This is a genomic window from bacterium, from assembly GCA_035530055.1.
GTDB lineage: Bacteria > UBA6262 > WVXT01 > WVXT01 > WVXT01 > WVXT01.
Genome location: DATKVN010000006.1, coordinates 1 through 22475, shown reverse-complemented (window position 1 = coordinate 22475; position 22475 = coordinate 1). Strand labels below are relative to the sequence as shown.

At 42.8% G+C, this 22475-nt stretch carries 15 protein-coding genes; 1 reads left to right on the top strand and 14 read right to left on the bottom strand.

Annotated features, from left to right (window positions below; genetic code table 11):
* Positions 1-307: 307 nt before the first annotated feature.
* From VMW39_00545 to VMW39_00480, 14 genes are all read right to left on the bottom strand, one after another.
* Positions 308-2743 carry an ATP-dependent Clp protease ATP-binding subunit gene (locus tag VMW39_00545; GenBank protein ID HUW22511.1) on the bottom strand — a complete coding sequence of 812 codons (2436 nt, stop codon included), beginning with the start codon at positions 2741-2743 and terminating at the stop codon, positions 308-310.
* A gap of 55 nt (positions 2744-2798) precedes the next feature.
* Entirely contained in the window at positions 2799-3854 is a 1056-nt protein-coding gene (locus VMW39_00540; protein HUW22510.1) for a protein arginine kinase, read from the bottom strand.
* Positions 3854-4375 carry a UvrB/UvrC motif-containing protein gene (locus VMW39_00535; GenBank protein HUW22509.1) on the bottom strand — a complete coding sequence of 174 codons (522 nt, stop codon included), beginning with the start codon at positions 4373-4375 and terminating at the stop codon, positions 3854-3856. The genes VMW39_00540 and VMW39_00535 overlap by 1 nt, the downstream gene beginning before the upstream one ends.
* A 187-nt stretch (positions 4376-4562) precedes the next feature.
* Positions 4563-5438, bottom strand: a complete 876-nt coding sequence (gene ilvE, locus VMW39_00530) for a branched-chain-amino-acid transaminase (protein HUW22508.1) — start codon at positions 5436-5438, stop codon at positions 4563-4565.
* Positions 5439-5455: 17 nt separating this feature from the next.
* A complete protein-coding gene (locus VMW39_00525) occupies positions 5456-6205 on the bottom strand; it encodes an ABC transporter ATP-binding protein (GenBank protein ID HUW22507.1) in 750 nt (249 codons plus the stop codon).
* Positions 6206-6220: 15 nt separating this feature from the next.
* On the bottom strand, positions 6221-7498 hold the full coding sequence (locus tag VMW39_00520) for a lipoprotein-releasing ABC transporter permease subunit (GenBank protein HUW22506.1): 1278 nt from the start codon (positions 7496-7498) through the stop codon (positions 6221-6223).
* Between the two features lie 126 nt (positions 7499-7624).
* A complete protein-coding gene (gene lysS / locus VMW39_00515; GenBank protein HUW22505.1) occupies positions 7625-9106 on the bottom strand; it encodes a lysine--tRNA ligase in 1482 nt (493 codons plus the stop codon).
* A 310-nt stretch (positions 9107-9416) separates the two neighbouring features.
* Positions 9417-10778, bottom strand: a complete 1362-nt coding sequence (locus VMW39_00510) for a HEAT repeat domain-containing protein (GenBank protein HUW22504.1) — start codon at positions 10776-10778, stop codon at positions 9417-9419.
* A 6-nt stretch (positions 10779-10784) separates the two neighbouring features.
* Positions 10785-11910 (bottom strand): peptide chain release factor 2 gene (gene prfB, locus VMW39_00505; GenBank protein ID HUW22503.1). Its coding sequence is split into 2 segments (ribosomal slippage): positions 10785-11849 and positions 11851-11910, totalling 1125 coding nucleotides; the frame shifts between segments, so codons are not numbered across the junction.
* The gene (gene lnt, locus VMW39_00500) at positions 11904-13463 is read right to left on the bottom strand and encodes an apolipoprotein N-acyltransferase (GenBank protein HUW22502.1); all 1560 of its coding nucleotides are present in this window, start codon (positions 13461-13463) and stop codon (positions 11904-11906) included. Before lnt ends, prfB begins: the two co-directional genes overlap by 7 nt.
* A 205-nt stretch (positions 13464-13668) precedes the next feature.
* Complete coding sequence (secA, locus tag VMW39_00495) at positions 13669-16425, bottom strand: preprotein translocase subunit SecA (protein ID HUW22501.1); 2757 nt, start codon at positions 16423-16425, stop codon at positions 13669-13671.
* Positions 16426-16547: 122 nt separating this feature from the next.
* Positions 16548-17921, bottom strand: coding sequence for an FGGY family carbohydrate kinase (locus VMW39_00490; GenBank protein HUW22500.1), 1374 nt, complete (start codon positions 17919-17921; stop codon positions 16548-16550).
* Positions 17918-18826: a dihydrodipicolinate synthase family protein gene (locus VMW39_00485; protein ID HUW22499.1), complete on the bottom strand. Its 909-nt coding sequence runs from the start codon at positions 18824-18826 to the stop codon at positions 17918-17920. Before VMW39_00485 ends, VMW39_00490 begins: the two co-directional genes overlap by 4 nt.
* A gap of 24 nt (positions 18827-18850) precedes the next feature.
* Entirely contained in the window at positions 18851-20053 is a 1203-nt protein-coding gene (locus tag VMW39_00480) for a transaldolase family protein (protein HUW22498.1), read from the bottom strand.
* 307 nt (positions 20054-20360) lie between these two features.
* Here VMW39_00480 and VMW39_00475 point away from each other — a divergent pair.
* A partial coding sequence (locus tag VMW39_00475; GenBank protein HUW22497.1) for a PBP1A family penicillin-binding protein occupies positions 20361-22475 on the top strand: 2115 nt, incomplete at its 3' end.

The window sequence follows — 22475 nt, the reverse complement described above, 5'->3', positions numbered from 1 at the left end:
TCTGGAAAGAAAAGATAGGAATTCTTCAAAAAGGCAGGTTTTTATAGGAGAAAAACCCCCGATAGGATCGGAGAAATATGCTGACACGCAGTGTCATTGCGAAGAACAAAGTCCTGAAGCAATCTCGAGATTGCTTCGTCGTCCCGCACATTTGTTGTGCGGGGCTCCTCGCAATGAGGCTGTGTCGTAACCCTAATTTTGGTAGTCGCAGGCTTTAGCCTGCGCAATTTCCCCGTCGAGAACGCAACCTGAAGGTTGCGGCTACCAAACAAAAAATCTAATTATGACACAGCCGCAATGACATCTGTTAGGAGCCTGACAGTTTAAATACTATTTTGCCGTCTTGAAAATCGGCAGTGATCTTTGCCTGGGGTTTTATTTTCTTAGCTAAGATTTCTTGAGCCAGAGGATCCTCAAGGTATCTCTGAATTGCTCTCCTGAGAGGACGTGCACCAAACTGGGGGTCAAAGCCCTTTTCCACAAGAAAGTCTTTAGCCCCATCAGTAACTTTAAGAGTGAGCTCTTGCTCCGATAATCTCTGAGTTACTTTTTCAAGCATTAAATCGACAATACTTCTCACATCTTCTTTGCTCAGTGGATGAAAAACTATAGCTTCATCTATTCGATTCAGAAATTCCGGGCGAAAAACCTTCTTCATCTCATCCAGAACTTTCTTCTTCATACTCTTGTAACTCTGTTCCACTTCCTGGGTAGTCAAAAATCCCAAGGTCTTACCCCCGATTATCTCTCTGGCTCCAATATTCGAAGTCATAATGATTACAGTATTCTTAAAATCTACCTTATGACCTAGGTTATCGGTTAACTGCCCGGAATCGAAAATTTGCAGTAATATGTTGAACACATCCGGATGAGCTTTCTCAATCTCATCCAGAAGTATCACCGAATAGGGCTTCCTGCGAACCTTTTCCGTAAGCTGACCACCTTCCTCATAACCCACATATCCTGGGGGAGCCCCGACAAGCCTGGAAACGTTGAACTTCTCCATATACTCGGACATATCCAACCTCACCATCGATTCTTCATCACCAAACATAAACTCAGCCAAGGCTCTGGCCAATTCAGTCTTTCCTACCCCAGTGGGCCCGAGGAAGATGAACGAACCAGTAGGACGAGTAATATCTTTCAATCCTGTACGAGAACGACGCACTGCTTGAGAAATAACCTTTATTGCTTCATCCTGAGCAATAACTCGTTTGTGTAAAGCCTCTTCCATGTGCAGGAGTTTTTCCGTTTCCTCCTCAGTCAACTTAACCACAGGAATCCCCGTCCATTCAGAGACAATATGAGCAATATCTTCTTCTACTACAGTCCCTTCCTTCTTATCCTTTCTCTGCTCCCAGGACTTTTTTGTCTGTTGCAGTTCCTGTTCAATCTTTTTCTCTTCATCGCGCAACCTGGCAGCTTTTTCAAACTCCTGGGAAGCAATGGCTGCCTTCTTCTCCTTATTTACAGATTCTAACTTTTTCTCAATTTCTTTTAAGTCGGGAGGTTTTGTGGTAGTCTGAAGCCTTACTCGCGAGCCAGCCTCATCAATTAAATCGATTGCCTTGTCTGGCAGAAAGCGATTGGAAATGAACCTTTGAGATAATGTAGCCGCAGCATGGAGGGCTTCGTCAGTAATCTTAACTCTATGGTGGGCTTCGTATCTATCCCTTAACCCTTTCAAAATGTCAATGGTCTCCTCCACCGTGGGAGGGTCAATAGTCACCGGTTGAAAACGTCTTGCCAGAGCAGCGTCGTGCTCGATGTATTTACGATACTCATCCAGAGTAGTAGCGCCGATACATTGCAGTTCTCCTCTTGCCAGTGCTGGTTTCAACATATTGGAGGCATCTATTGCCCCTTCAGCAGCCCCAGCTCCCACCACCGTATGAAGTTCATCAATGAACAGAATCACGTTGCCCTCAGACCGGCGAATCTCATCTATTATTTGCTTTAGTCTTTGTTCGAATTCACCCCGGTATTTGGTGCCGGCTACAACTCCAGCCAAATCGAGAATCAATACTCTCTTATTCAATAGAATTTCCGGTACGTTCTTGTCAGAGATTTTCTGTGCCAGTCCCTCAACGATAGCAGTTTTACCCACGCCGGGATCGCCAATCATCACTGGATTATTTTTGGTGCGCCGGCAAAGTATCTGGATTAATCTCTGGATCTCCGTTCCCCTGCCAATTACTGGATCGAGCTTTCCTTCACTGGCAAATATCGTTAAATCCCGTCCATAAGCATCCAGGGTAGGAGTCTTAGTTCTCCTCTTCTCTTTACCGGGCGCTCCGTGAGGAGTAGCTTCACCCAGGAGATTTATAATTTGCCCTCTTACCAATTCTAAACTTGCTCCCAGACCCTCCAGAACCTTAGCTGCCACTCCTTCTTCTTCCCTGATTAGCCCTAAAAGCAGATGTTCTGTCCCCACATAATTGTGACCCATATCCTGTGCTTCCTGGATAGCCAATTCCAGAACCTTTTTTGCTCTGGGAGTAAAAGGCACCTCTCCTACCAGGAGAATGTTGTCTCCAGTTCCTACCGTCTTGTCCACTTCTCTTCTCACCTTTTTCAAATCGATTCCCAAGTCCTGAAGCACCTGTGCAGCAACGCCTTCTCCCAAGGCTATTAGTCCTAAAAGGATATGTTCAGTGCCCAGATAATCGTGATTCAGTCTCTTTGCCTCCCGTTGGGCTAAGAGAATAGCCTTCTGCGCCCTTTGAGTAAATCTATTTAACATTTAACTTACCTCCTTCCAAAAAGGTGACCAGCCCTTTTTCCCAGGGTGAGGGGGATTATTTTCTCCTTTTCAATTTTTCTCTAATCATCTCTGCGCGGATAAAATCCCGTTTAGATGGCGCGAGCTCCTTACCCACCGACTCCTGTAAATGAGCCGGCTGAGTCAAGATAGTGAGTTCATTCAATATATCCAATTTAGTATCTAAGCTCATGTCAAAATATATGCCCAATCTCACTTTTGATAGAAACTCCATCGTCTCCGCAAAACTTATCCGCCGGGCATTAACCAGGACTCCATAAGCACGATAAACCACATCCATTATCTTTTCTTTACTTTCTTTAAACAGAGTCTTTCTTCCTTTGATTTCGTAATCGATAACTTGTTTTACGACTCTTTCCAAATTGTCAATTATTCCCTCTTCATTAGGGCCTAAAGTAACCTGGTTGGAAATCTGGAACAGGTCTCCCATCACCTTAGTTCCTTCTCCATAAAGTCCTCGAGCGACCATTCCAATCTTGTTTAACGCCTGCAACACCTTATTTATCTCTTCATTCATCACCAAAGCAGGTAAGTGCATAAACACAGAAGCCCTCATCCCGGTTCCTGTATTCGTCGGGCAGGCAGTCAGATAGCCTATCTCAGGAGAGAAGGCATAATCGAGTTTCTTATCCATCTGTTCATCAATTTGCTTCAAAATATCCCAGGCCTGCTGTAGCTCTAACCCCGATTGTATTCCCTGAAGCCGCAGGTGGTCTTCTTCGTTTATCATCAGGCTGAGAAGTTCCCTGTCCCCGATAACTAATCCTCTGACCCCATCTCCTCGAGAATGCTCATAACTAATCAAATGCCTTTCTAACAAAAACTGCCTATCCACCCTGTCGAACTCTTGCAAATTGAGGATGGGAGCTCCCTTAAAATATGCAATCTCTTCACAAGCACCCTTAATTTTCTCAAAAGACCCCTCCTGCTCTCTCCTGGTAGCCTTCTGAGGAAAGGGGACTCTGTTCAGATTCCGCGCCAGCCTGACCCGTGAAGAAATTGCAATTCCCGGAGATTTCTCTTTACTTTCTAACCACCCGATTTTTTGTTTGAGCATATTTTGCAGTTGCATTATTTTTTCTTTTCTAATTCTTTTATCCTATCCCTTATTACTGCTGCCTTTTCATATTCCTCTTTCTCTATTACCTTCTGTAATTCTCTGCGCAGTTCCATTATCTCTTTACCTTTTTTGCCTACTCTGACTTTTTGCAGGGGAACTTTGCCTGTGTGTTGGACTGAACCGTGGAGCCTTCTCAACAGGGGCAGAAGCTCCTTCTTAAAAGTTCGATAACATTCAGAACAGCCCAACCTGCCCGATTCCCTGAAATCGTCGTAGGTTGCCTTACAGTTGGGGCACTTTCTGACTACTTTTGGCTTCTCCAGAGCATAGGGAACGCCAATATCACTAAGTCCAGCCAAAAGGGAAGCTAAAGCAAGATGGGGGCCCTCGAAAAGCGCCTCATCCAGAGAAGGGAACACCACTCCCTTTTCTTTAGCACACTCCTGACAGAGATGAAATTTAGTTACTTTATTATTGAGAATCTGAGTAAAATGTATTATAGCCTCGTTCTTTTTACACTCATCACAAAGCATAAGCTATCTCCTAACCTGGTCGGGCACCGTTTACGGTGCCATTTGGTCGGGCACTCTTCAGAGTGCCATTTTTCGTCACCCTAACTGGAGTGTGAAACGAGAGTTTCACTGGGTCAAGCTTTCGCTTGACACTCCAACCTCCCTTTCGGGAGGACTCCAAAGTGCCAAATCCAGTGTCTACTGTCTATTATGTTTTCGTGCCTTCTTTTTTCGTTAAATCCCGAAATTCTTTGATGAGTCTTGTGGTAATCTTTCCTGGTTTTCCCTCCGCTATCTTTCGACCGTCAATCTTAACTACAGGAATCACTTCTGCAGCTGTGCCAGTCAAGAAACACTCATCTGCAGTGTACAGATGGAATCGGGTAAACACTTCCTCCTTCACCAGAAGGTCTAATTTTTCTCTTGCCAGTTCGATTACTGTTTGACGGGTGATACCGGCAAGTACACCCACATAAAAAGGAGGAGTAATTAACACATTCTCTTCCACAATGAAGATATTATCTCCAGTACATTCTGCAACGTAGCCATCTTTGTTAAGCATTACAGCCTCAGGCATATTTTGCAAGCCTGCTTCAATCTTTGCCAAAATGTTATTAAGATAATTCAGCGATTTTATCCCTGGATCTATTGCTTCGGAAATATTTCTCTTTGTGGCCACAGTAACCAATTCTAAACCTTTCTTATACCACTCTTCAGGATAAAGCTCGATCTTATCTGCTATAATGAACACCGCCGGCTTTCCACAATTCCTGGGGTCAAGACCCAGATCACCTTCTCCCCTGGTCACCACCAAGCGGATATAACCACTTTTTAAACTATTTGCTCTTAAAGTCTGAATTACAGCTTCTTCTATCTCTTTCTTGGTCAAAGGAATTTTAAGTGCAATTGCTCTGGCTGAATCGTAGAGGCGGTCCAGGTGTTGAGATAATCTAAATACACGACCATCGTATGCCCGAATTCCCTCAAAGACCCCATCTCCGTATAGCAGTCCATGGTCGAAAACAGAAATCCTGGCATCTTCTCGAGGAACCAATTTGCCATTCAGATAGATTTTCTGTGCCATTAACCCTCCTTTTTGTATTAATTTATTATTTTGCCATCGCGTAAATGGATAATTTTCCCAGAGTGTAAACTCGCTATCCTCTCCACCAACACCTCATTATGGGTAACAATTACTAATACCTTTCCCCTTTCCTGATTCAGTTCTAAAAGGAGCTCAAAGACTGAGTCTCCTGTCTTTCTATCCAGATTTCCCGTTGGTTCGTCAGCTAAAATTGCTTGGGGACTATTGATTAACGCCCGCGCTACAGCTACTCGCTGCTGCTCACCTACTGATAACTCGGACGGGCTGTGATTTATTCTATCTTTTAAACCCACCTCAGTCAAGATTCTTAAAGATTCCTCTTCGATTTTTTCCCTTATCTGTTTCATTTTCCCCGAGGGAAAACTACTGACCCTATCCTTACCAGAAGAGCTTTGAGCTATCAGGAGAGGCATCATCACATTTTCCAGTGCAGTAAACTCAGGCAGAAGATGGTGAAACTGAAAAATAAAACCAACCTCTCTGTTTCGCAACCGGGCAAGTTCATTATCGGATAAGGTAGTAATATTACTATCTTGAAAAATAACCTCCCCTTTGGTTGGACGATCTAAGGCACCAAGAATGTGGAGCAAAGTGCTCTTTCCAGCACCCGAGGGACCAAAAATCGCCACTACTTCCTTCTCCATTATCTTTAGATTAATTTCCACAAGTGCTCTAACCTCAATTTCATCCTGGTAATAACTCTTGTTTAGATTTTTAGCTTCTAAGAATGGTCTCTGGTTATGCACTCTTTAGCCTTCCCCTCACCCGTATCTAATCGCCTCGCAAGGATCCAGACGAGATGCCTTATAGGCAGGGTAAATTGCCGCCATCAAAGATATCAATATCACTCCTAAAATAATATATATGAAATCACTTCTCTGTATATGCACTGGTAAACTACTTATATAGTAGACATCCTGAGGCAATTTTACGAATTGGTATTTTCCCAAAAGACGACAGGCAATATAACCCACTACTGCCCCAATAAGTGTGCCCATTACACCTATAATCAATCCCTCAAAAAGAAAGATTTTGAGGACACTTCTTCTTGCAACACCCATTGCTTTAAGTATGCCAATATCCTTAGTCTTCTCCATAGTCATCATCATCAGAGTGGAAATAATGTTGAAAGCTGCTACCAGAACAATCAAAACCAGAATAATGAACATCGTTACCTTCTCCAGTTTCAAGGCGGCAAACAGGTTTCTATGGGTTACCATCCAGCTCCTCGCCCAATAAGGGTAACCCAGTTCTTTTTGAATCAGGGCTGCGACATTATTTGCTTTGAAGATATTATCAATTTTAACTTCCAGCCCCGTAGCTCTTTCTCCCAGGTTAAACAACTTTTGAGCTACAGGGAAGAAAATATAGGCAAGGTTTGCATCGTATTCATACATTCCTGAGTCGAATATCCCCACTAACCGAAACTTCTCCATTCTGGGAATCATTCCCAACTGCGTGGCCATATCCATGGGAGAAATCAAAAGCACATTCATTCCCAAAGAGAGATTCAAATTCTTAGCCAATACCTCTCCCATAACAATGCCCTTTTCGGACTTACCCAGGTTCTTGGGGAGAATCTTACCCTGGGAGCTGTCATTTTTCTTTAAAGGAAATTCAAGATAATCGAGGTTTCCTTCCTTTAAATGTGTCAGGAGACTGGCAATATTTTTTGTCTCTTTCGGGAAAATTCCTTTGATCACAGCTCCCGAGGTTCTATCGCCATTCCTCAATATTGCCTGCCCATAAACAAAAGGAGCAACAGCTACTACCGATTCTATTTTCTCTACCTTTTTTTGAACTATATTCGGTTCTTCCAATCCCATATTTCTCTGGTCCAGAACCACAACGTGCGAACTCATTCCTATGATTTTCTCGCGCAAATCATTCCTGAATCCATTCATCACCGAGAGAGTAATAATCAGCGCAGCAACACCCAGGGCTATGCCGCTAATAGAAATCAAGCTAATAACGGAAATAAAAATCTGCTTCCGTTTAGCTTTTAAATATCTCCAACTAATAAAAAGTTCATATCCCATTCTTCTGCTCTTATGGTAGTCGCAAGCTTTAGCTTGCGTTCATATCCGCAGGCTGAAGCCTGCGGCTACCCATGTGCGTTCATATTCGCTCCGATAAATCGGAGCGGCTACCAGGCCTGTTGGGCTCTATTCCGCCTCTTTTCTCATCTGGGGAAAAAGAATTACGTCCCGAATAGAATTGGAATTGGTAAACACCATAACCAGGCGGTCTACCCCTATGCCCAAACCCCCGCAGGGTGGCAGACCATATTCCAGGGCACGCAGATAGTCCTCATCGACTTCGGCTTCTCTTCCCTCCCCAATGTCTTTCTCCTCAACCTGTTTTTCCATTCTTCTTCGCTGCTCTACAGGATCGTTCAGCTCGGAATAAGCATTTGCCAATTCTTCTCCCCCTATGAACAGCTCAAACCGTTCCACTAATTCAGGATTATCCTCCTTTGCCTTAGCCAAAGGGGAAAATTCAGCGGGATAATCGAGTACAAATGTTGGTTGTATTAGCTTCTTTTGCACATAAGATTCAAAAATATGGTCAAGAATTTTGTGTTTGGGACTATCCTTCTTATATTTTACATTTAATCTGTCGGCTGCCTTTCTCATTTCAGATAACCCGTGAATATTTGTAAAGTCAAGCCCCGTATGTTCCTTCAACAATTCATACAGGGAAAACCTTTGCCAGGGAATTTTTCCCAAGCTAATTTTGTTTTCCTGATAGACGAAGTCCTCCTTCCCCAGAACTTCTTTGGCAATAGACAGAATCATTTTCTGGCAAAGGTCCATCATCCCATTATAATCTGAATAAGCCTGATATACTTCCAGCATAGTGAATTCTGGATTGTGTCTGGTGGAAACCCCTTCATTCCTGAAACTTCTGTTTACTTCATAAACCTTCTCCAGTCCTCCCACCACTAAGCGCTTCAAAAAGAGTTCCGGTGAGATTCGTAAATAAAGCTCCATATCCAATGCTTGATGATGCGTAAGGAAAGGTTTAGCTATTGCCCCGCCTACAATTGATTGCATCATAGGTGTTTCCACTTCCAGAAATCCCAGGTTATCCAGAAATTTTCTTATCCCCTTAATAATCAAACTGCGCGTACAGAAAACATCTTTTACTTGTTCATTGACCACCAAATCTATATATCTCTGGCGATAACGAGTTTCGATGTCTTTAAGCCCATGCCATTTTTCAGGCAATGGCCTGAGTGACTTAGCTAAAAGGGTTAAATCTTCTACCTGAATAGACAACTCTCCTGTCTTAGTGGAAAAGACTTTTCCAGTGACCCCAATTAAATCTCCAATGTCAAACTTTCTAAATATTTGATAATTGCGTTCTCCTAAAACATCTTCTCTAATGTAAATCTGTAACTTCCCCGTTTGATCTTTCATGTGGGCAAAGCTGGCTTTACCCATCCCCCGTAGACTCATAATTCTTCCGGCAAGAGAGACAGTCTCTTCAGTTTTCTCCTCTGCTTTTAACGTTCCGTATTTCTCTCTAACCTGACTGATAGCGTGGGTTATAGAGAAATTACGAGGATAAACATCGACCCCTAACTTGCGCAACTCTTCCAATTTCTGTTTTCTCTCGGAAATCAGCTTATTAATTTCATTCATAATGTTATTTCCTTTTTCCTCCGAAACTTTTATTATATTACATAAAGTTCTTCTCTGTCAAACAAAAACCTTGTCCCGATGAATCGGAACCTATTCTGGAGTAGCAAATAATTAGAAAATAGGAAAATAGGGACAAATAGGGACAGCGACCATTTTTTTCAAGCAGACAGCACTTTAAGTCTTATTAGAAAATCTGAGAATGGGACAGTCCTTGAAAAATGGTCGCTGTCCCCATTTTCCCCTGGAGTAGCAGAGCTTGCTCTGCGTTATTATCGCGAAACAAGTTTCGCTACTCCAGAAAAAGTACCTGTCACTTTTTCTGTTTAAGTTCCTTAAGGACAGACTCAATTCTTTCTAATAGAGTTCTTTCAATCTCTTTTTTCTTTTGAGTTAGTATCTTCTCTAAAGATTTGGCAGCTCTCTCCCTGACGAACTCCCAGGAATCTTGCAATAGAGAAAGCAAGATTTCTGCTGCACTCTGTGAACCTATCTCACCCAAAGCCCAGGCTCCACTCAATCTCATCCACTGGTCACTACTCTTACACATCTCAGTGAGCACTACCATAGCCTTTTCTTTATTATACTTGTATAGAGCCTTACCTGCATTGGCTCTTACCCGGCTATCCCTATCTTCCAAGAATGGCTTGAGTAGCCTCTCTCCAACCTTGGGATCGTCCACTGTGGATTCAATCAACTCCACCCCATCTGCTCTTGCTCTAATATGCGGGTTTATGTCGGTAATAATTTGCCGTCCTCCACCCGGCATTTCAACAATTACTTTTTTCGTCTCTCCTCTAAGTGTCCCAGACATCTTCTCTAATAGCTCTAAAGTCCTCTCCTGGTTTCCCAGGAGTAGATTCTCCACTCGCTGACGAAACTCATCCTCTCCGGTGCGTTCTTCCTTCCATCTTTTCTCAAATCTCCGGTTACTATATTTAAAAATAATGAATATAAGAAAAATGGCTACCAGGGAAGATATTAAAATACCAATAATTCCCAGAACTATAGTCCATCTTAATCTTTTACGGGTTTCCTCATATTTATTTGTGGCTTTTTCTATCTCCTCTTCCCTCGCCAGAAGAGCTTTCTTCGTCTCCCCACTTTCTGATTTCATTTTTGCCTCAAACTCGGCTTCATTTCTCTTTTCTTCCTTCCTTCTTTTAGCTTCCAGCTCCCGCCTTCTTTTTTCCTCCTCCTGCTTCTTTTTTTGCAGAAGCTCTTCTTCTTTTCCTTCGGCTTCAACTTCTGCTTCCCGGCGTTCCTGTTCAGCCTTCTTTTGAACCTCCAGTTCTCCAGCTTTTTTCTCTGATTCCCTTGCTATTAACTCCTGGGAAACAATATCGTACATATATTTTACTTTTGCATTTTCAGGAGCAAGCTCATAGGCCTTAGTCAAATAAGGAAAAGCGCGTTCATAGTCGTCTGCCGCATAATATTCAGTACTCACGGTAATTAAAATCTTAAGTAGAAGTTCTTCTGCCTTCTTAAATTTACTATCAATCTCCAAAGCTTTTTCTAAATCAATAATAGCTTCGTCCACTTCTCCCAGGTCATACTTCTCTTCTGCTCCTTTGTATAATTCTTTTGCTTCATTTTTAGCAGAGACAGGACTGGTGAAAATCGTGCCTAACAGAAAGATTACACAAAAGAAACCAATTGCTGGATAACGCATATTCAATTACTCCTCCTTCTGGGAAAGATAGGCTTCAATAAATGGGTCGATTTCGCCATTCATTACAGATTCTATATTTCCAATTTCTAAATTCGTGCGATGGTCTTTTACCATGGTATAAGGACAGAAGACGTAAGAACGAATCTGGTTACCCCAGGCAATAGTGTTTAATCTCTGGTAATGAGCTTCTTTCGTTGCTCTTTTCTTTTCCTGTTCCAGTTCGAACAATTTTGCTCGCAACAACTTCATTGCCGTAGCCTTATTTTTATGCTGGGAGCGGTCACTCTGACATTGCACAACTATGCCACTGGGTATATGAGTAATCCGTACTGCAGAATCGGTCTTGTTAACATGCTGCCCGCCATGACCAGAGGCGCGGTATGTATCGATTCTCAGGTCCTTTTCCTTAATTTCTACTCTTATCTCACTACTTATTTCCGGGATTACATCACAAGAAGCAAAGCTGGTATGACGACGCTTATTTGCATCGAAAGGTGAAATTCTAACCAACCGATGAATGCCCATTTCCGACTTTAAAAAACCATAGGCATATTCCCCTGCTATGATAGAGGTAATCCTCTTAATCCCCGCTTCCTCGCCGGCAAGTATGTCTATAATTGTAACATTATAATTCTTCTTTTCAGCCCATCTCCTGTACATACGAAAAAGCATCTCTACCCAATCACAGGCTTCTGTGCCACCAGCCCCGGAATGCAATGTAAGTATAGCATTATTCTTATCGGATTCTCCTGCCATTTTAGTTTGCAGGCTCAAAGCCTCTATACTCGTCTCAATATCCTTAATTCTCTCTTCCAGTTCTCCAACTACCGTAGCCTCATAATGGCGGTCTGCCCAGCCTTTCTTTTCCTCTTCCCTAGCCATCTCCAGGAGTGTTTCTATCTCATCCTTCTTATTATTTAAATCTTTCCAGGTGTTAACAGATTTCTTAAGAGAATTCAATTCTTGCATCACCTTTTGTGCTTTTTCCCGTTCTTTCCAGAAATCTGCTTTCTCGGTTTCTCTCTTTAGCTCGTTAATCTTTTTCTCTTTTTTTTCTATCTCAAAGATGCCTCCTTAGTCTTTGCGTAGAATCCGTAATCAATTTCAACTTGTCCTTTAAATCTTTTAGCACTTGAACCTCCTCCAGGCAATAAAAGAGATACTCAGGACTACGCACAGGTAAGCAAAAATATCGCCGTAATTGGTATAGAAAGTTTGCTGATTTCTCCTGGAAACAGAAGAATTTAGATAGTCCTTCTTAAAGATTTCTGTTTTCATAGTTATTCTACCATATTTATCGATAAATCCTGAAACTCCTGTATTAGCTACGCGGATGATGCTCACCCGATTCTCCACAGCACGAAAAATACTCATAATAAAATGTTGAAAGGGAGCAGCCGTGTTTAAAAACCAGGCATCATTGGTAATATTAGCCAAGTAATCTGCCCCATCTTTTACGAATTTGCGAACGAGATGAGGAAAGATTCCTTCCCAACAAATGAGCACAGCAAAACTCCCCAAAGGGCTCCTCAATAACTTACGCTCCCGTCCGGGAGAAAAATCTCCCATTTCATTTAATACACCAATGAGGGGAGAAAGAATTGACCGAAAAGGAATTATCTCACCAAAAGGAACGAGGTGAATTTTATCATACTCGCCTAAAATTTCTCCCTGGGGTGAAATCAGGAAGGCTGCATTGTAATAAGCGCCTTCCCGATATTCAGGACTACCAATAATATGGTATGCATTGGTTTGGCCAACCACCTTCTCTACCCATTCCTGAAGTTGTCTTTCCCGTTTAAGATATCCCGGCAATGCTGTCTCTGGCCAGATAATTAATTGAGGATTCTCTTTTGCTGCCGTCTTTACTAACTCACCATAGGTATCCTTAATCATTCGTTCATACTTTTTGTCCCATTTCATATATTGATTTATATTCCCCTGAAGTAAAGCGATTTTGGTCATCAATTTTTCCTCCGGGAAATTCCCACTCTCTGTAAAAGATTCTCTCGATATAGTAATCAAACCATAGGCTAAACAGGACAAAAACACTAACACACTTAGAGCCAAAAGCAATGCAGTTCTTTTAACTCTTGCCTTAGATACCACTCCCTCTCTTCTGTAGAACCCAAATGAGCGTCCTGCTTGCGTCAAAACCATGTTCACCATCACAATCAGGAAAGAAACTCCGTAGACCCCGGTAAATTCCGATATCTGTATCATCGGAGTGAAGTTCCATTGAGAATAGCCTAAAAGAGCCCAGGGAAATCCGGAAAGAAAGTATGCTCGCAAAAGTTCCAGTGAAACCCAGAGGGCAGGAGCGAAGAGTAAGCTCAATATGAAATGCGTAATTTTCAGGGATAAATACCTGAAGATTAGACAGAAAAGACCATAATATATTGCCAGGTAAGAAGAGAGAGCTAGAAGCGAAACCAACCCCAATAACTTCGATTCTCCGCTACTAACTACAGTGGGAAAAATCCAGTAGAGAATCCCCATAAAAGAAACCAAGCCAGCGAGAAATCCCAAATTAAAAGACTCTCTTAAATTCCTACCCTCCAGAGCCAGGAAAAGGGGAACTAAGGCTACCCAGGCCAAAAATGATAGATTGAACTTTGGAAATATGAGAACAAGCAAAATACCCGAAAGAATAGCTAATCTTAAATTTCTCCACCGCATATTCATTCCGTTAATCTTTCTTAATGTCTTTGGAGTAGCGAAGCAGAACTTCGCGATTCTCTGTAGCAGCAAAGCGAAAGCTTTGCTTTTCGTAGGGGACGGACTCTGTGCCGTCCCTTCCTTTGGGCGGCCACGGAGTGCCGCCCCTACAATGCAGAGCTCCGCTCTGCAGCTACAATATTTGCAAAAAAGTGTCTGTCACTTTTTTGTGTTATCTTCCGCAACATTTTTTATATTTCTTCCCACTACCACAAGGGCAGGGGTCGTTCCGTCCAATCTTTCTACGTTTGGGAAAAGGCGTGGGCATAGAGGAAGCAGAAGACGCGGCTTCACGAGCAGGCATCTCCCTATATTTTCCCACACCTGCGGGAGGCTTTTGAGCCACTTCCCTTCCCGGGGCAACTCTTGCCTTTGCCTGTTCAGCCACTACTTTTACTCTAAAGACGTAATCGGCAATCTCCTCTCTCATACGCTCTTGCATAGCGTCGAAGGCCTCCCCAGACTCACGTTTATATTCAATAAGTGGATCTTTCTGTCCGTAAGCACGCAGTCCTATTCCTTCTCGTAATTTATCCATATCGTAAAGATGTTCTTTCCAACGTGTGTCCACAACCTGAAGAGTAACCATACTTTCAATAAAGCGCATCATCTCTTCTCCCATTTCTCTTTCCCGCTCATCATATGCCTGTTTAATTCGCTCAGCTATTAGCTGACCCAAGGTTTCCTGCTTCATCCGTTTCAAATCTTCTGAGGAAACTGAAAAAGAGATATTAAAGGAGCGCTTCAGCCACTGAGAAATTGCTTCCCAATTCCACTGTTCAGGATAGACCTTGGGAGGGGCATAGAGGAAAAGCTTATCATCGATAAGGTCCTCTAACCTAGACAATGTATCATCTTTAAGATTGGCTCCTTCTAAAACTTCTCTCCTCCATTTGTAGACTACTTCTCTCTTCTTACTCATCACATTGTCATATTCCAGAAGCTGCTTTCTAATATCGAAGTTCATCGCTTCTACTTTTTTCTGAGCACTCTCTATAGCCCGGGTAATCAATGGGTGCTGGATATCCTGTCCCTCTTCCAATCCCAATCTATCCATTACTTGAGCTATGCGAGCCGAGCCGAAAAGTCTCATTAATTCGTCTTCCAAAGCCAAATAGAATCGGGAAGAGCCGGGGTCACCTTGCCGTCCAGCACGACCACGCAGTTGATTATCGATTCTGCGTGCTTCGTGCCTCTCAGTTCCTAATATATGGAGACCCCTTAACTCAACTACTTCATTGTGTTCAGAAGGGTCTGGGGGATTCCCGCCCAGTACAATATCTGTTCCTCTGCCAGCCATATTGGTGGCAATGGTCACTGCACTTTTCCTTCCCGCCTGGGTGATAATCTGCGCTTCTCGTTCATGATACTTAGCATTCAACACATTGTGGGCAATACCCCTTCTTTTGAGCATCTCACTTAACTTCTCGCTATTCTCGATCGACCTCGTTCCTACCAATACAGGACGACCGACCTTGTGGAGTTCTTCAATTTCTCCAACGACAGCTGCAAATTTCTCCTTTTCTGTTTTATAGATTACGTCAGGGTAGTTAGTTCTTACTAAAGGCTTGTTGGGGGGAATAACTACTACATCCAATCCGTAAATCTTCCAGAATTCTTCTGCTTCTGTAACTGCTGTTCCGGTCATACCAGCCAGTTTGTCATATAATTTGAAAAAGTTCTGGAAGGTGATTGTAGCTAAGGTTTGATTCTCTTCAGCTATCCTTACGTTCTCTTTAGCCTCAATTGCCTGGTGTAACCCGTCGCTCCACCTTCTGCCAGGCATCAACCTTCCGGTGAACTCATCCACAATAACTACCTGACCATCTTTTACCATATAGTGGACATCTCTTTTGAACAGATTATGCGCTCTCAAAGCCTGGTTAATATGGTGAACCCACTCGGTCTGTATATCATCGTAAAGATTATCAATGCTCAACATCCTCTCACACTTCTTTACTCCCAGTTCGGTAAGGGTACCTGTCCCCGCTTTTTCATCCACCATGTAGTCGTAACCCTTCTCCAAATCCAAACCCTTATATTTGGCCTCCACCTCTTCTCGTTCAGTAACAAACTTTCCTTTCAGCTGAGGAACAAGGCGGTCGATGATAAAATATTTATTTGTTGATTCCTCAGCAGGTCCGGAAATAATTAGAGGAGTTCTCGCCTCATCGACTAAAATGCTATCCACCTCATCAACTATAGCGTACTCCAACTTACTCAACACGCACTCTTCCAGAGAATGGGCCATATTATCCCTGAGATAGTCGAAACCGAGTTCATTATTTGTTACATAAGTGACATCGCAACTATAGGCCATTCGCCGTTCAGATGGAGCCATATCGTGCTGGACTAAGCCCACAGTTAATCCCAGGGAGTTATAAATTGGTCCCATCCATTGAGCATCCCTTTTGGCTAAATAATCATTAACCGTAACTAAATGAGTCTTATATCCTCCCAGGCTGTTTAAATAGATTGACAGAGTGGCCACCAGTGTCTTTCCTTCACCTGTAGCCATTTCCGCAATTTTGCCCTCATGGAGAACAACTCCACCCATAATCTGCACATCAAAGTGGCGCATATTCAGGGTGCGTTTGCCTACTTCCCTGGCTACAGCAAAGGCTTCAGGCAAAACATCCTCCAGCACCATATTTCTAACCTTTTTCAATTCTTCTCTTGCTTTCAGTCTTTCTTCTGGAGATACGGCTTCCTTAAGTATATCTTCTGTCCTTTTCAACTCTTCTCTATATTCCTTAGCCCTTTCGCTCACTCGACCCCTGAACTCATCCGTCTTGGCTCTCAATTCCTCATCAGAAAGCTTACTTATTGTAGGTTCTAAAGAGATTACCAGCTTCACCAGTGGCTCGTGCCTCTTAACGTCTCTCTGAGCCTTACTGCCAAAAATCTTTCTTAGAATGGGACCAAACATAATTTTCACCTTTTCCAATTATTCTTTCCCATATTAATTTTACCATATTCAATAAAAAAAGTAAACCCCGTTAGAAATGCCTGTACACAAAGGTGTATGGCAAAATTTCTAACGGGGTAAAATTATCCTTTTTTAAATGCACCGTCCAGGAACATTTTGCCCAGGATAGCACATCCCTGCAGTGAAGATTGTTCCTTTATGACGTATTTAAAATCTCCCATCCAGCGCTTCTTTGCTTCTATGAAAACAGGATTAATAGCACCGCCAGTAAGAATCAATTCCTGGGAAAGTTTAACTTTCTTTGATAACTGTTTAAGATGCTCTCCGGTTAACTCCATGGAAGTCTTGACCATTCCCGCCAGGATATGTTCACGATTATGGGATAGATGGAGATTAGTGATAGAAGCCCATATATTCTCCACAGAATACCTGTCTCCGGACAAATAAGGAAGAAAACCGGGCAGGTCTAAAACTTCCCCCTCCTTCTCCCGCTCAAGGACTTTTTTCAGAGCTTGCGGTAAGAAATCTTTAAAGAAACTATCTAAGCTCATATCCCGACAAAATACATTGGCAAACCATTTAAATGCTTCTCCCCCTGTATTTAGAACGAACATAGTTATCCAGCGACCAGGAATTACGTGGCAACGAATATTGTGTCTGGGAGAAGCAATAGGAGTCTCCAGGCAAGTAGTTAATATTTCACAGGTGCCCAGGATATCCACTATCTTTCCCTGTTCAGACAATCCCACGCTTAAATCGGCACAGGCGACATCATTTCCACCCATCAGAACCGGAATCCCTGCTTTGAGATTCAATTTCTTAGCCATCTCCGGCTCGAGAGTCCCCACCGCCTCCCAGCTATTAACAAAGGGCGGCAACTTTTCTTCAGGAATTCCCAGCTCTCTGACAATCTCCAGATTCCAACCTTTCTCGGGTTTAGTAGTATTGAACAGGGCAGTCAAAGAGCCAGTGGAAGCATCCATACCGAATTTACCGGTTAAGCGACGACCAAAAAAGGTATTAGTATGAGCAAAAATGTGCCCGTTTTTATAGACTTCAGGAAGGTTATCTCTCCACCAGAGAATGGTAGAGGCAGTACAACCTCCGGGAACAGGAAGATTGGCTGTTTCTGACAGGAGTCTTTCTTCCCCAATTTTATCTCGAATTTCCTGAGCTTGTTTAGGAGAGCGCCTATCCATAAAAAGAACTGCCGGAGTTAAAGGATTACCTTCTCTATCGAGAATCATTGCCCCGGGAGTGGTCACACCCATAGGCATAACTTCAACATCTTCCAGTGAACTCTTCAGGCGCTTATGACAGTCGAGGAAGCCTGTCCACCATCTTTCAGGGTCAGAATCTGCTTTATCTCCATCATAGGCATTGATGGGATAGAAACAATTTGTCATCTCTATAAGTTCCCCTTCCCGATCGAAAAGTCCCAGTTTAAAACCTGTTGTGCCAATATCCAATGCCAGTATAACCCCTCGTCGACTCATCTGTTATCTCCCTTTAAAAGTCCTGCCTCCTCAAGGTCTTTTCTTAACTTCTCTTTCTCAGTTTCTTTCAGTCCCAGAAGAGGCTTTCTGGGAAGCCCGCCCACAAGTCCCATCAAATCCATTGCCGCCTTCACGCCGGCAACACCGTATGCACCAGAAATCTTCTTATTGAGGTCGGAAAGACGGAGATGAAGTTTCTCTCCTTCTTCTATATTTTTCTCTTTGCCCAAAAGGTAGAGCTGGTGTGTTAAATCTGGAAAATAGTTGGCCATGGAAATCACCCCTCCCACGGCACCGGAAAGAACCGCTGGAAACAAGAAGCCAATACTCCCTGCCATCACTACAAAATCATCAGGAACTGCCTCGATAAACTTCTCGATACCACTGGAAGCGCTATCTTTTATCCCCGCTATATTTCTATGTTGACTAAGCTTGGCTACCAATTCTGGCGAAAGAGCTATCCCAGAAAACTTTGGCGCATTGTAGAGCAAAATGGGTATAGAGGAGCCTTCAGCGCATTCAGTGAAATATTTTGCCAATACCTCGTCGGTCATCCGGCTACGGAAATAGAAAGGAGGAAGCAGATTAAAGTAATCGATTTTCATAGACTCAACCTTGTTGATAAACCGGAGCGCCTGCCGGGTACTTTCTACAAAGCAAGCGGTTATCACTTTCTGGTGGGGTGCCTTATACTGTAAAACTGTCTCCAGTATTTTTAGCTTTTCATCCTCATCGAGAGACTTGTTCTCTCCATTACTGCCCAAAACCAAAAAGCCCCTGGCCTTGGACTTAGCATAAAAGCCCATATTGCGTTTAAGACCATCCCAGTCTATACTCTCATCCTTCAGGAAAGGAGTATTTATGGGAAGAAAAATACCATTTAGATTCTGTTTGTGGTTTTTCATAGGACCTCTTTTGTTTCAATTTCTCTATTTTGTTTTCTTCTTTTCTAACCGTTGATTAACGAAATCGACCATTCCCCTGGTAGCATTGGAAAACTCTTCGGCTGTTGCCAGAACAGCTGCGTGAGTATTAAACTCTTCCGGTGTAAGACCATCTTCTGCATAGGCTTTCTCAAAATAAGGAACCTGGAGAAGTTTATCCAGCTCCTCTTTGGGCGGTTCTTCTTCTATTGAGTCTTTAAACTTAATATTATCACTAATTTTCATCAGTCCTTTAATATATTTTGGCGGACAGGTGTACACAATATCTGCCCCAGCCAGCTTCTCTACATGCCAGGAAGCAATCGGTTTCCCATTTATCGGTGGACTTATACGCATGGAGCATAGGAGCATCTTACTGGGATAGTTTCTCTCTTTAACGAGCTTGTAGGCTTTTTTAAATATAGCCAGTTCAGCCCAGCGGACATCTGCCTCAGAAAGCTCAATCCCTTTCTCTTCAGCTTTTTTCGCCAGGCCTCCCAAATCTCCATACCTTGCTGACATATCAGTTATGACCGACCTCCATCTGGTGAGGTCAACGCCATTCTTTTTGGCAATCTCCAGTCCCTCTTTCACCGCATTGGCGCAAACTAAAAACTGGGGAATGGTAAAGGCGAGAGTATTATTGGTAGCTATTCCCATTGAAGTCAACACTTTGATAATTTTATAACCCTCTTTTGAGCCAGGAATCTTAATCATAACGTTAGGACTGAGGCTGGCCAGTTCCTTGGCTTGCTCGAGCATCTTTTCCTCATTGTATATCTCCCGGGGATCTACTTGAGCTGAGATATATCCATACTTATAATTCGACTTTTCAAAAACCCCTAAATACATCTGGGCGCCTCTTTTAACTATTTCCTTATAGGTCATCCAGAAGAGGTTCTCTTTATCTATTTCCGGATTCTTCTCAATAAGTCCATCTACAAATTCTGCCCAGTAATCTCCGTGAGTTTTGAACACGTTCAGGCAGAGAGGAGGATTCGTAGTCACGCCTCTAAATAGCGTCTCCTCAGGTTTGTCAGAATTATAGAGTCTGGTAAATTGTCTTTTCATTATTTCTTTATCTTCTTCTTTTGCCTCCCTGAGCATCTCTTCCACCCAGCTCTGGTAGATTAACGGTGAAGAATCCCACCATATCTCAGCCTGTGGATTTATCTCCGCTAACTTTTCTAATACGTTCTTTTCCTCCATTTATGTCCTCCTTTAATTCAACCTTTATTAGGGATTTTATCACAATCACATAGCGATGTCAAGTATAATGGAGAGGTCTCTGAAAAAGCCCCTCTAAATGTCTTTGCGACACAGCGAAGCGACTTAATACAAACTGTCATTGCGAAGGACGAAGTCCTGAAGCAATCTCATCACTTGTCAGGAGATTGCCACGCCCTTTGGGCCCGCAATGACAGACTAAAAGAAAATCTTTTTCAGAGACCAGATAAAAACATAAATCTTTACAAATTCTTTTAATTTGGTATAATAATTCATTGAGGATGACGCTATGATTCGGATAAAAAGTAAATCTCATAAAAGATTTATATGGATACTTTCTGCTTCTCTTTTAGGAATTTTAATAATCTCCTTAATAACTTTGAGACGTTATCTAAAGGAACTCCCTCGTATTGATACCCTTGACGAGTATAGACCAAACCTGATTACTGAAATTTACGATATCAATGGGGAAGTTATTGCTGAGCTTTTTGTAGAGAGAAGAGATCTGGTCCCTCTATCCCAAATTCCCGTAGACCTCCAGAATGCTGTTATTGCTGTTGAAGACCAGAGGTTCTTCAAACACTGGGGAGCAGACTTATATGCTATCGCCAGGGCTATGCTGGCCAACCTGAAGCACCGCCAAATTGTGGAAGGGGGAAGTACTATAACCCAGCAACTATCCAAGGCCCTATTTTTAACCAAGGAAAGAACCATTAAAAGAAAGATAAAAGAATTACTTCTCTCCATCCAGTTAGAAAAAGATTATACTAAAGAAGAACTTTTACAGTTATATTTAAATCAAGTCTATTTTGGCCAGGGTGCCTACGGAGTTCAAGAAGCCGCCAGTATCTATTTTGGAAAAGACATCCAAGAGTTAAATCTGGCAGAATCGGCTCTCTTGGCAGGACTCCCGCGAGCGCCAAACAGGTACTCCCCTTTTGTGGATGTTGCTCGCGCTTACAGACGGAGAGCCACTGTGCTCTATAGAATGGTCGACTCTGGATTCATTACTCCCGACGAGGAAAAAGAGACCAATTACTATCCACTACCATTCGAAAAACATCAATTGAGGAAGTCTCAAGGTCCTTATTTCGTGGAGTACCTAAGACAAATATTGGAGCCAAAATATGGAAGTTATGCTCTATTTAAAGGTGGACTGAAAATTTACACAACTTTAGACTTGAAAATGCAAAAAATTGCAGAAAAGGCTTTGGCAGAGAAACTGGATGAGTTCGACGAGATAAAAAAGAGAGAGAGCAAAGAGCCACCACAGACAGGATTAGAAGAAACGGAAAAGGTCGCGGAGAGAAGAGTCCAGGGTGCTATTGTAGCTCTCCATCCTGCCACAGGACAGATTAGGGTAATGGTAGGAGGTCGAGAGTTTGAGGAAAGTCAATTTAATAGAGCAGTTCAGGCAAAAAGACAACCGGGAAGTGCATTTAAACCTTTTATTTATACCGCTGCTATCGACACCGGGTATACAGTAGTAAATCCCATCGAGGATTCTCCAGTTGCCTATTACAATGACGGAATAAACTGGAAACTTCTTTCCAACACTACAGACCTCTCCGATATAGACCCGGAAATTGTCAAAAATATAAACCCTGAAAACATCTGGATTCCCCAGAACTACGAAGGAACTTTCCGTGGACGTATTTTACTTCGCGATGCTTTAGCCTACTCCATCAATGTCTGCGCGGTAAAAATATTAGACAGAATCAGACCAACTACTGCAGCCAGTTATGCTAAAAAAATGGGCATTAGCAGTCCCCTGGAGAAGACACTATCTCTTGCCTTAGGTTCATCAGTACTCACACCACTGGAAATAACTTCAGCTTATGGAATCCTGGCAAACCAGGGTATCAGAACTAAGCCCTACGCCATTATTCGAGTGGAAGATGCTAGCGGAAATGTCCTGGAAGAGAATTTCCCGGAGGAGGAAGTAGTTCTATCGGCACAAACTGCCTACATTATGACCTACCTGTTGAGAGAAGTTGCCGAGAGAGGAACCGGTTGGTATACCAAACGTATAGGTCGTCCAAGAGCGGGAAAGACTGGCACAACCAATGAATTTACTGATGCCTGGTTTATCGGGTTTGTCCCCAATCTAGTGACCGGTGTATGGGTGGGATATGACGACAATCAAACCCTGGGAGAAAGACAGAGCGGAGCAGTGGCAGCTTGTCCTATGTGGACAGAATTTATGAAAGAAGCTCTACAGGATACTCCTGTTCTGGAATTCTCCGTTCCCCCCAATATCGTCTTTGTGAAGATAGACCCCAGAACAGGGCTTTTGGCCCTGGAAGACCGCCCCGATGCTGTCTTGCTACCATTTATAAAAGGCACAGAACCGACCGATTATTTCATAAGTGAAAAAATATCTGAAGAGGAAACAGGCCTGCCC

What these genes read in the sequence shown, in the direction of transcription:
- VMW39_00545 (HUW22511.1), bottom strand. Translation starts at nt 2,743, where the DNA reads ATGTTAAATAGATTTACTCAAAGGGCGCAGAAGGCTATTCTCTTAGCC.
- secA (HUW22501.1), bottom strand. Translation starts at nt 16,425, where the DNA reads ATGTTTGGTCCCATTCTAAGAAAGATTTTTGGCAGTAAGGCTCAGAGA.
- VMW39_00510 (HUW22504.1), bottom strand. Translation starts at nt 10,778, where the DNA reads ATGCGTTATCCAGCAATTGGTTTCTTTTGTGTAATCTTTCTGTTAGGC.
- VMW39_00490 (HUW22500.1), bottom strand. Translation starts at nt 17,921, where the DNA reads ATGAGTCGACGAGGGGTTATACTGGCATTGGATATTGGCACAACAGGT.
- VMW39_00520 (HUW22506.1), bottom strand. Translation starts at nt 7,498, where the DNA reads ATGGGATATGAACTTTTTATTAGTTGGAGATATTTAAAAGCTAAACGG.
- VMW39_00535 (HUW22509.1), bottom strand. Translation starts at nt 4,375, where the DNA reads ATGCTTTGTGATGAGTGTAAAAAGAACGAGGCTATAATACATTTTACT.
- lnt (HUW22502.1), bottom strand. Translation starts at nt 13,463, where the DNA reads ATGAATATGCGGTGGAGAAATTTAAGATTAGCTATTCTTTCGGGTATT.
- VMW39_00485 (HUW22499.1), bottom strand. Translation starts at nt 18,826, where the DNA reads ATGAAAAACCACAAACAGAATCTAAATGGTATTTTTCTTCCCATAAAT.
- VMW39_00480 (HUW22498.1), bottom strand. Translation starts at nt 20,053, where the DNA reads ATGGAGGAAAAGAACGTATTAGAAAAGTTAGCGGAGATAAATCCACAG.
- lysS (HUW22505.1), bottom strand. Translation starts at nt 9,106, where the DNA reads ATGAATGAAATTAATAAGCTGATTTCCGAGAGAAAACAGAAATTGGAA.
- ilvE (HUW22508.1), bottom strand. Translation starts at nt 5,438, where the DNA reads ATGGCACAGAAAATCTATCTGAATGGCAAATTGGTTCCTCGAGAAGAT.
- VMW39_00540 (HUW22510.1), bottom strand. Translation starts at nt 3,854, where the DNA reads ATGCAACTGCAAAATATGCTCAAACAAAAAATCGGGTGGTTAGAAAGT.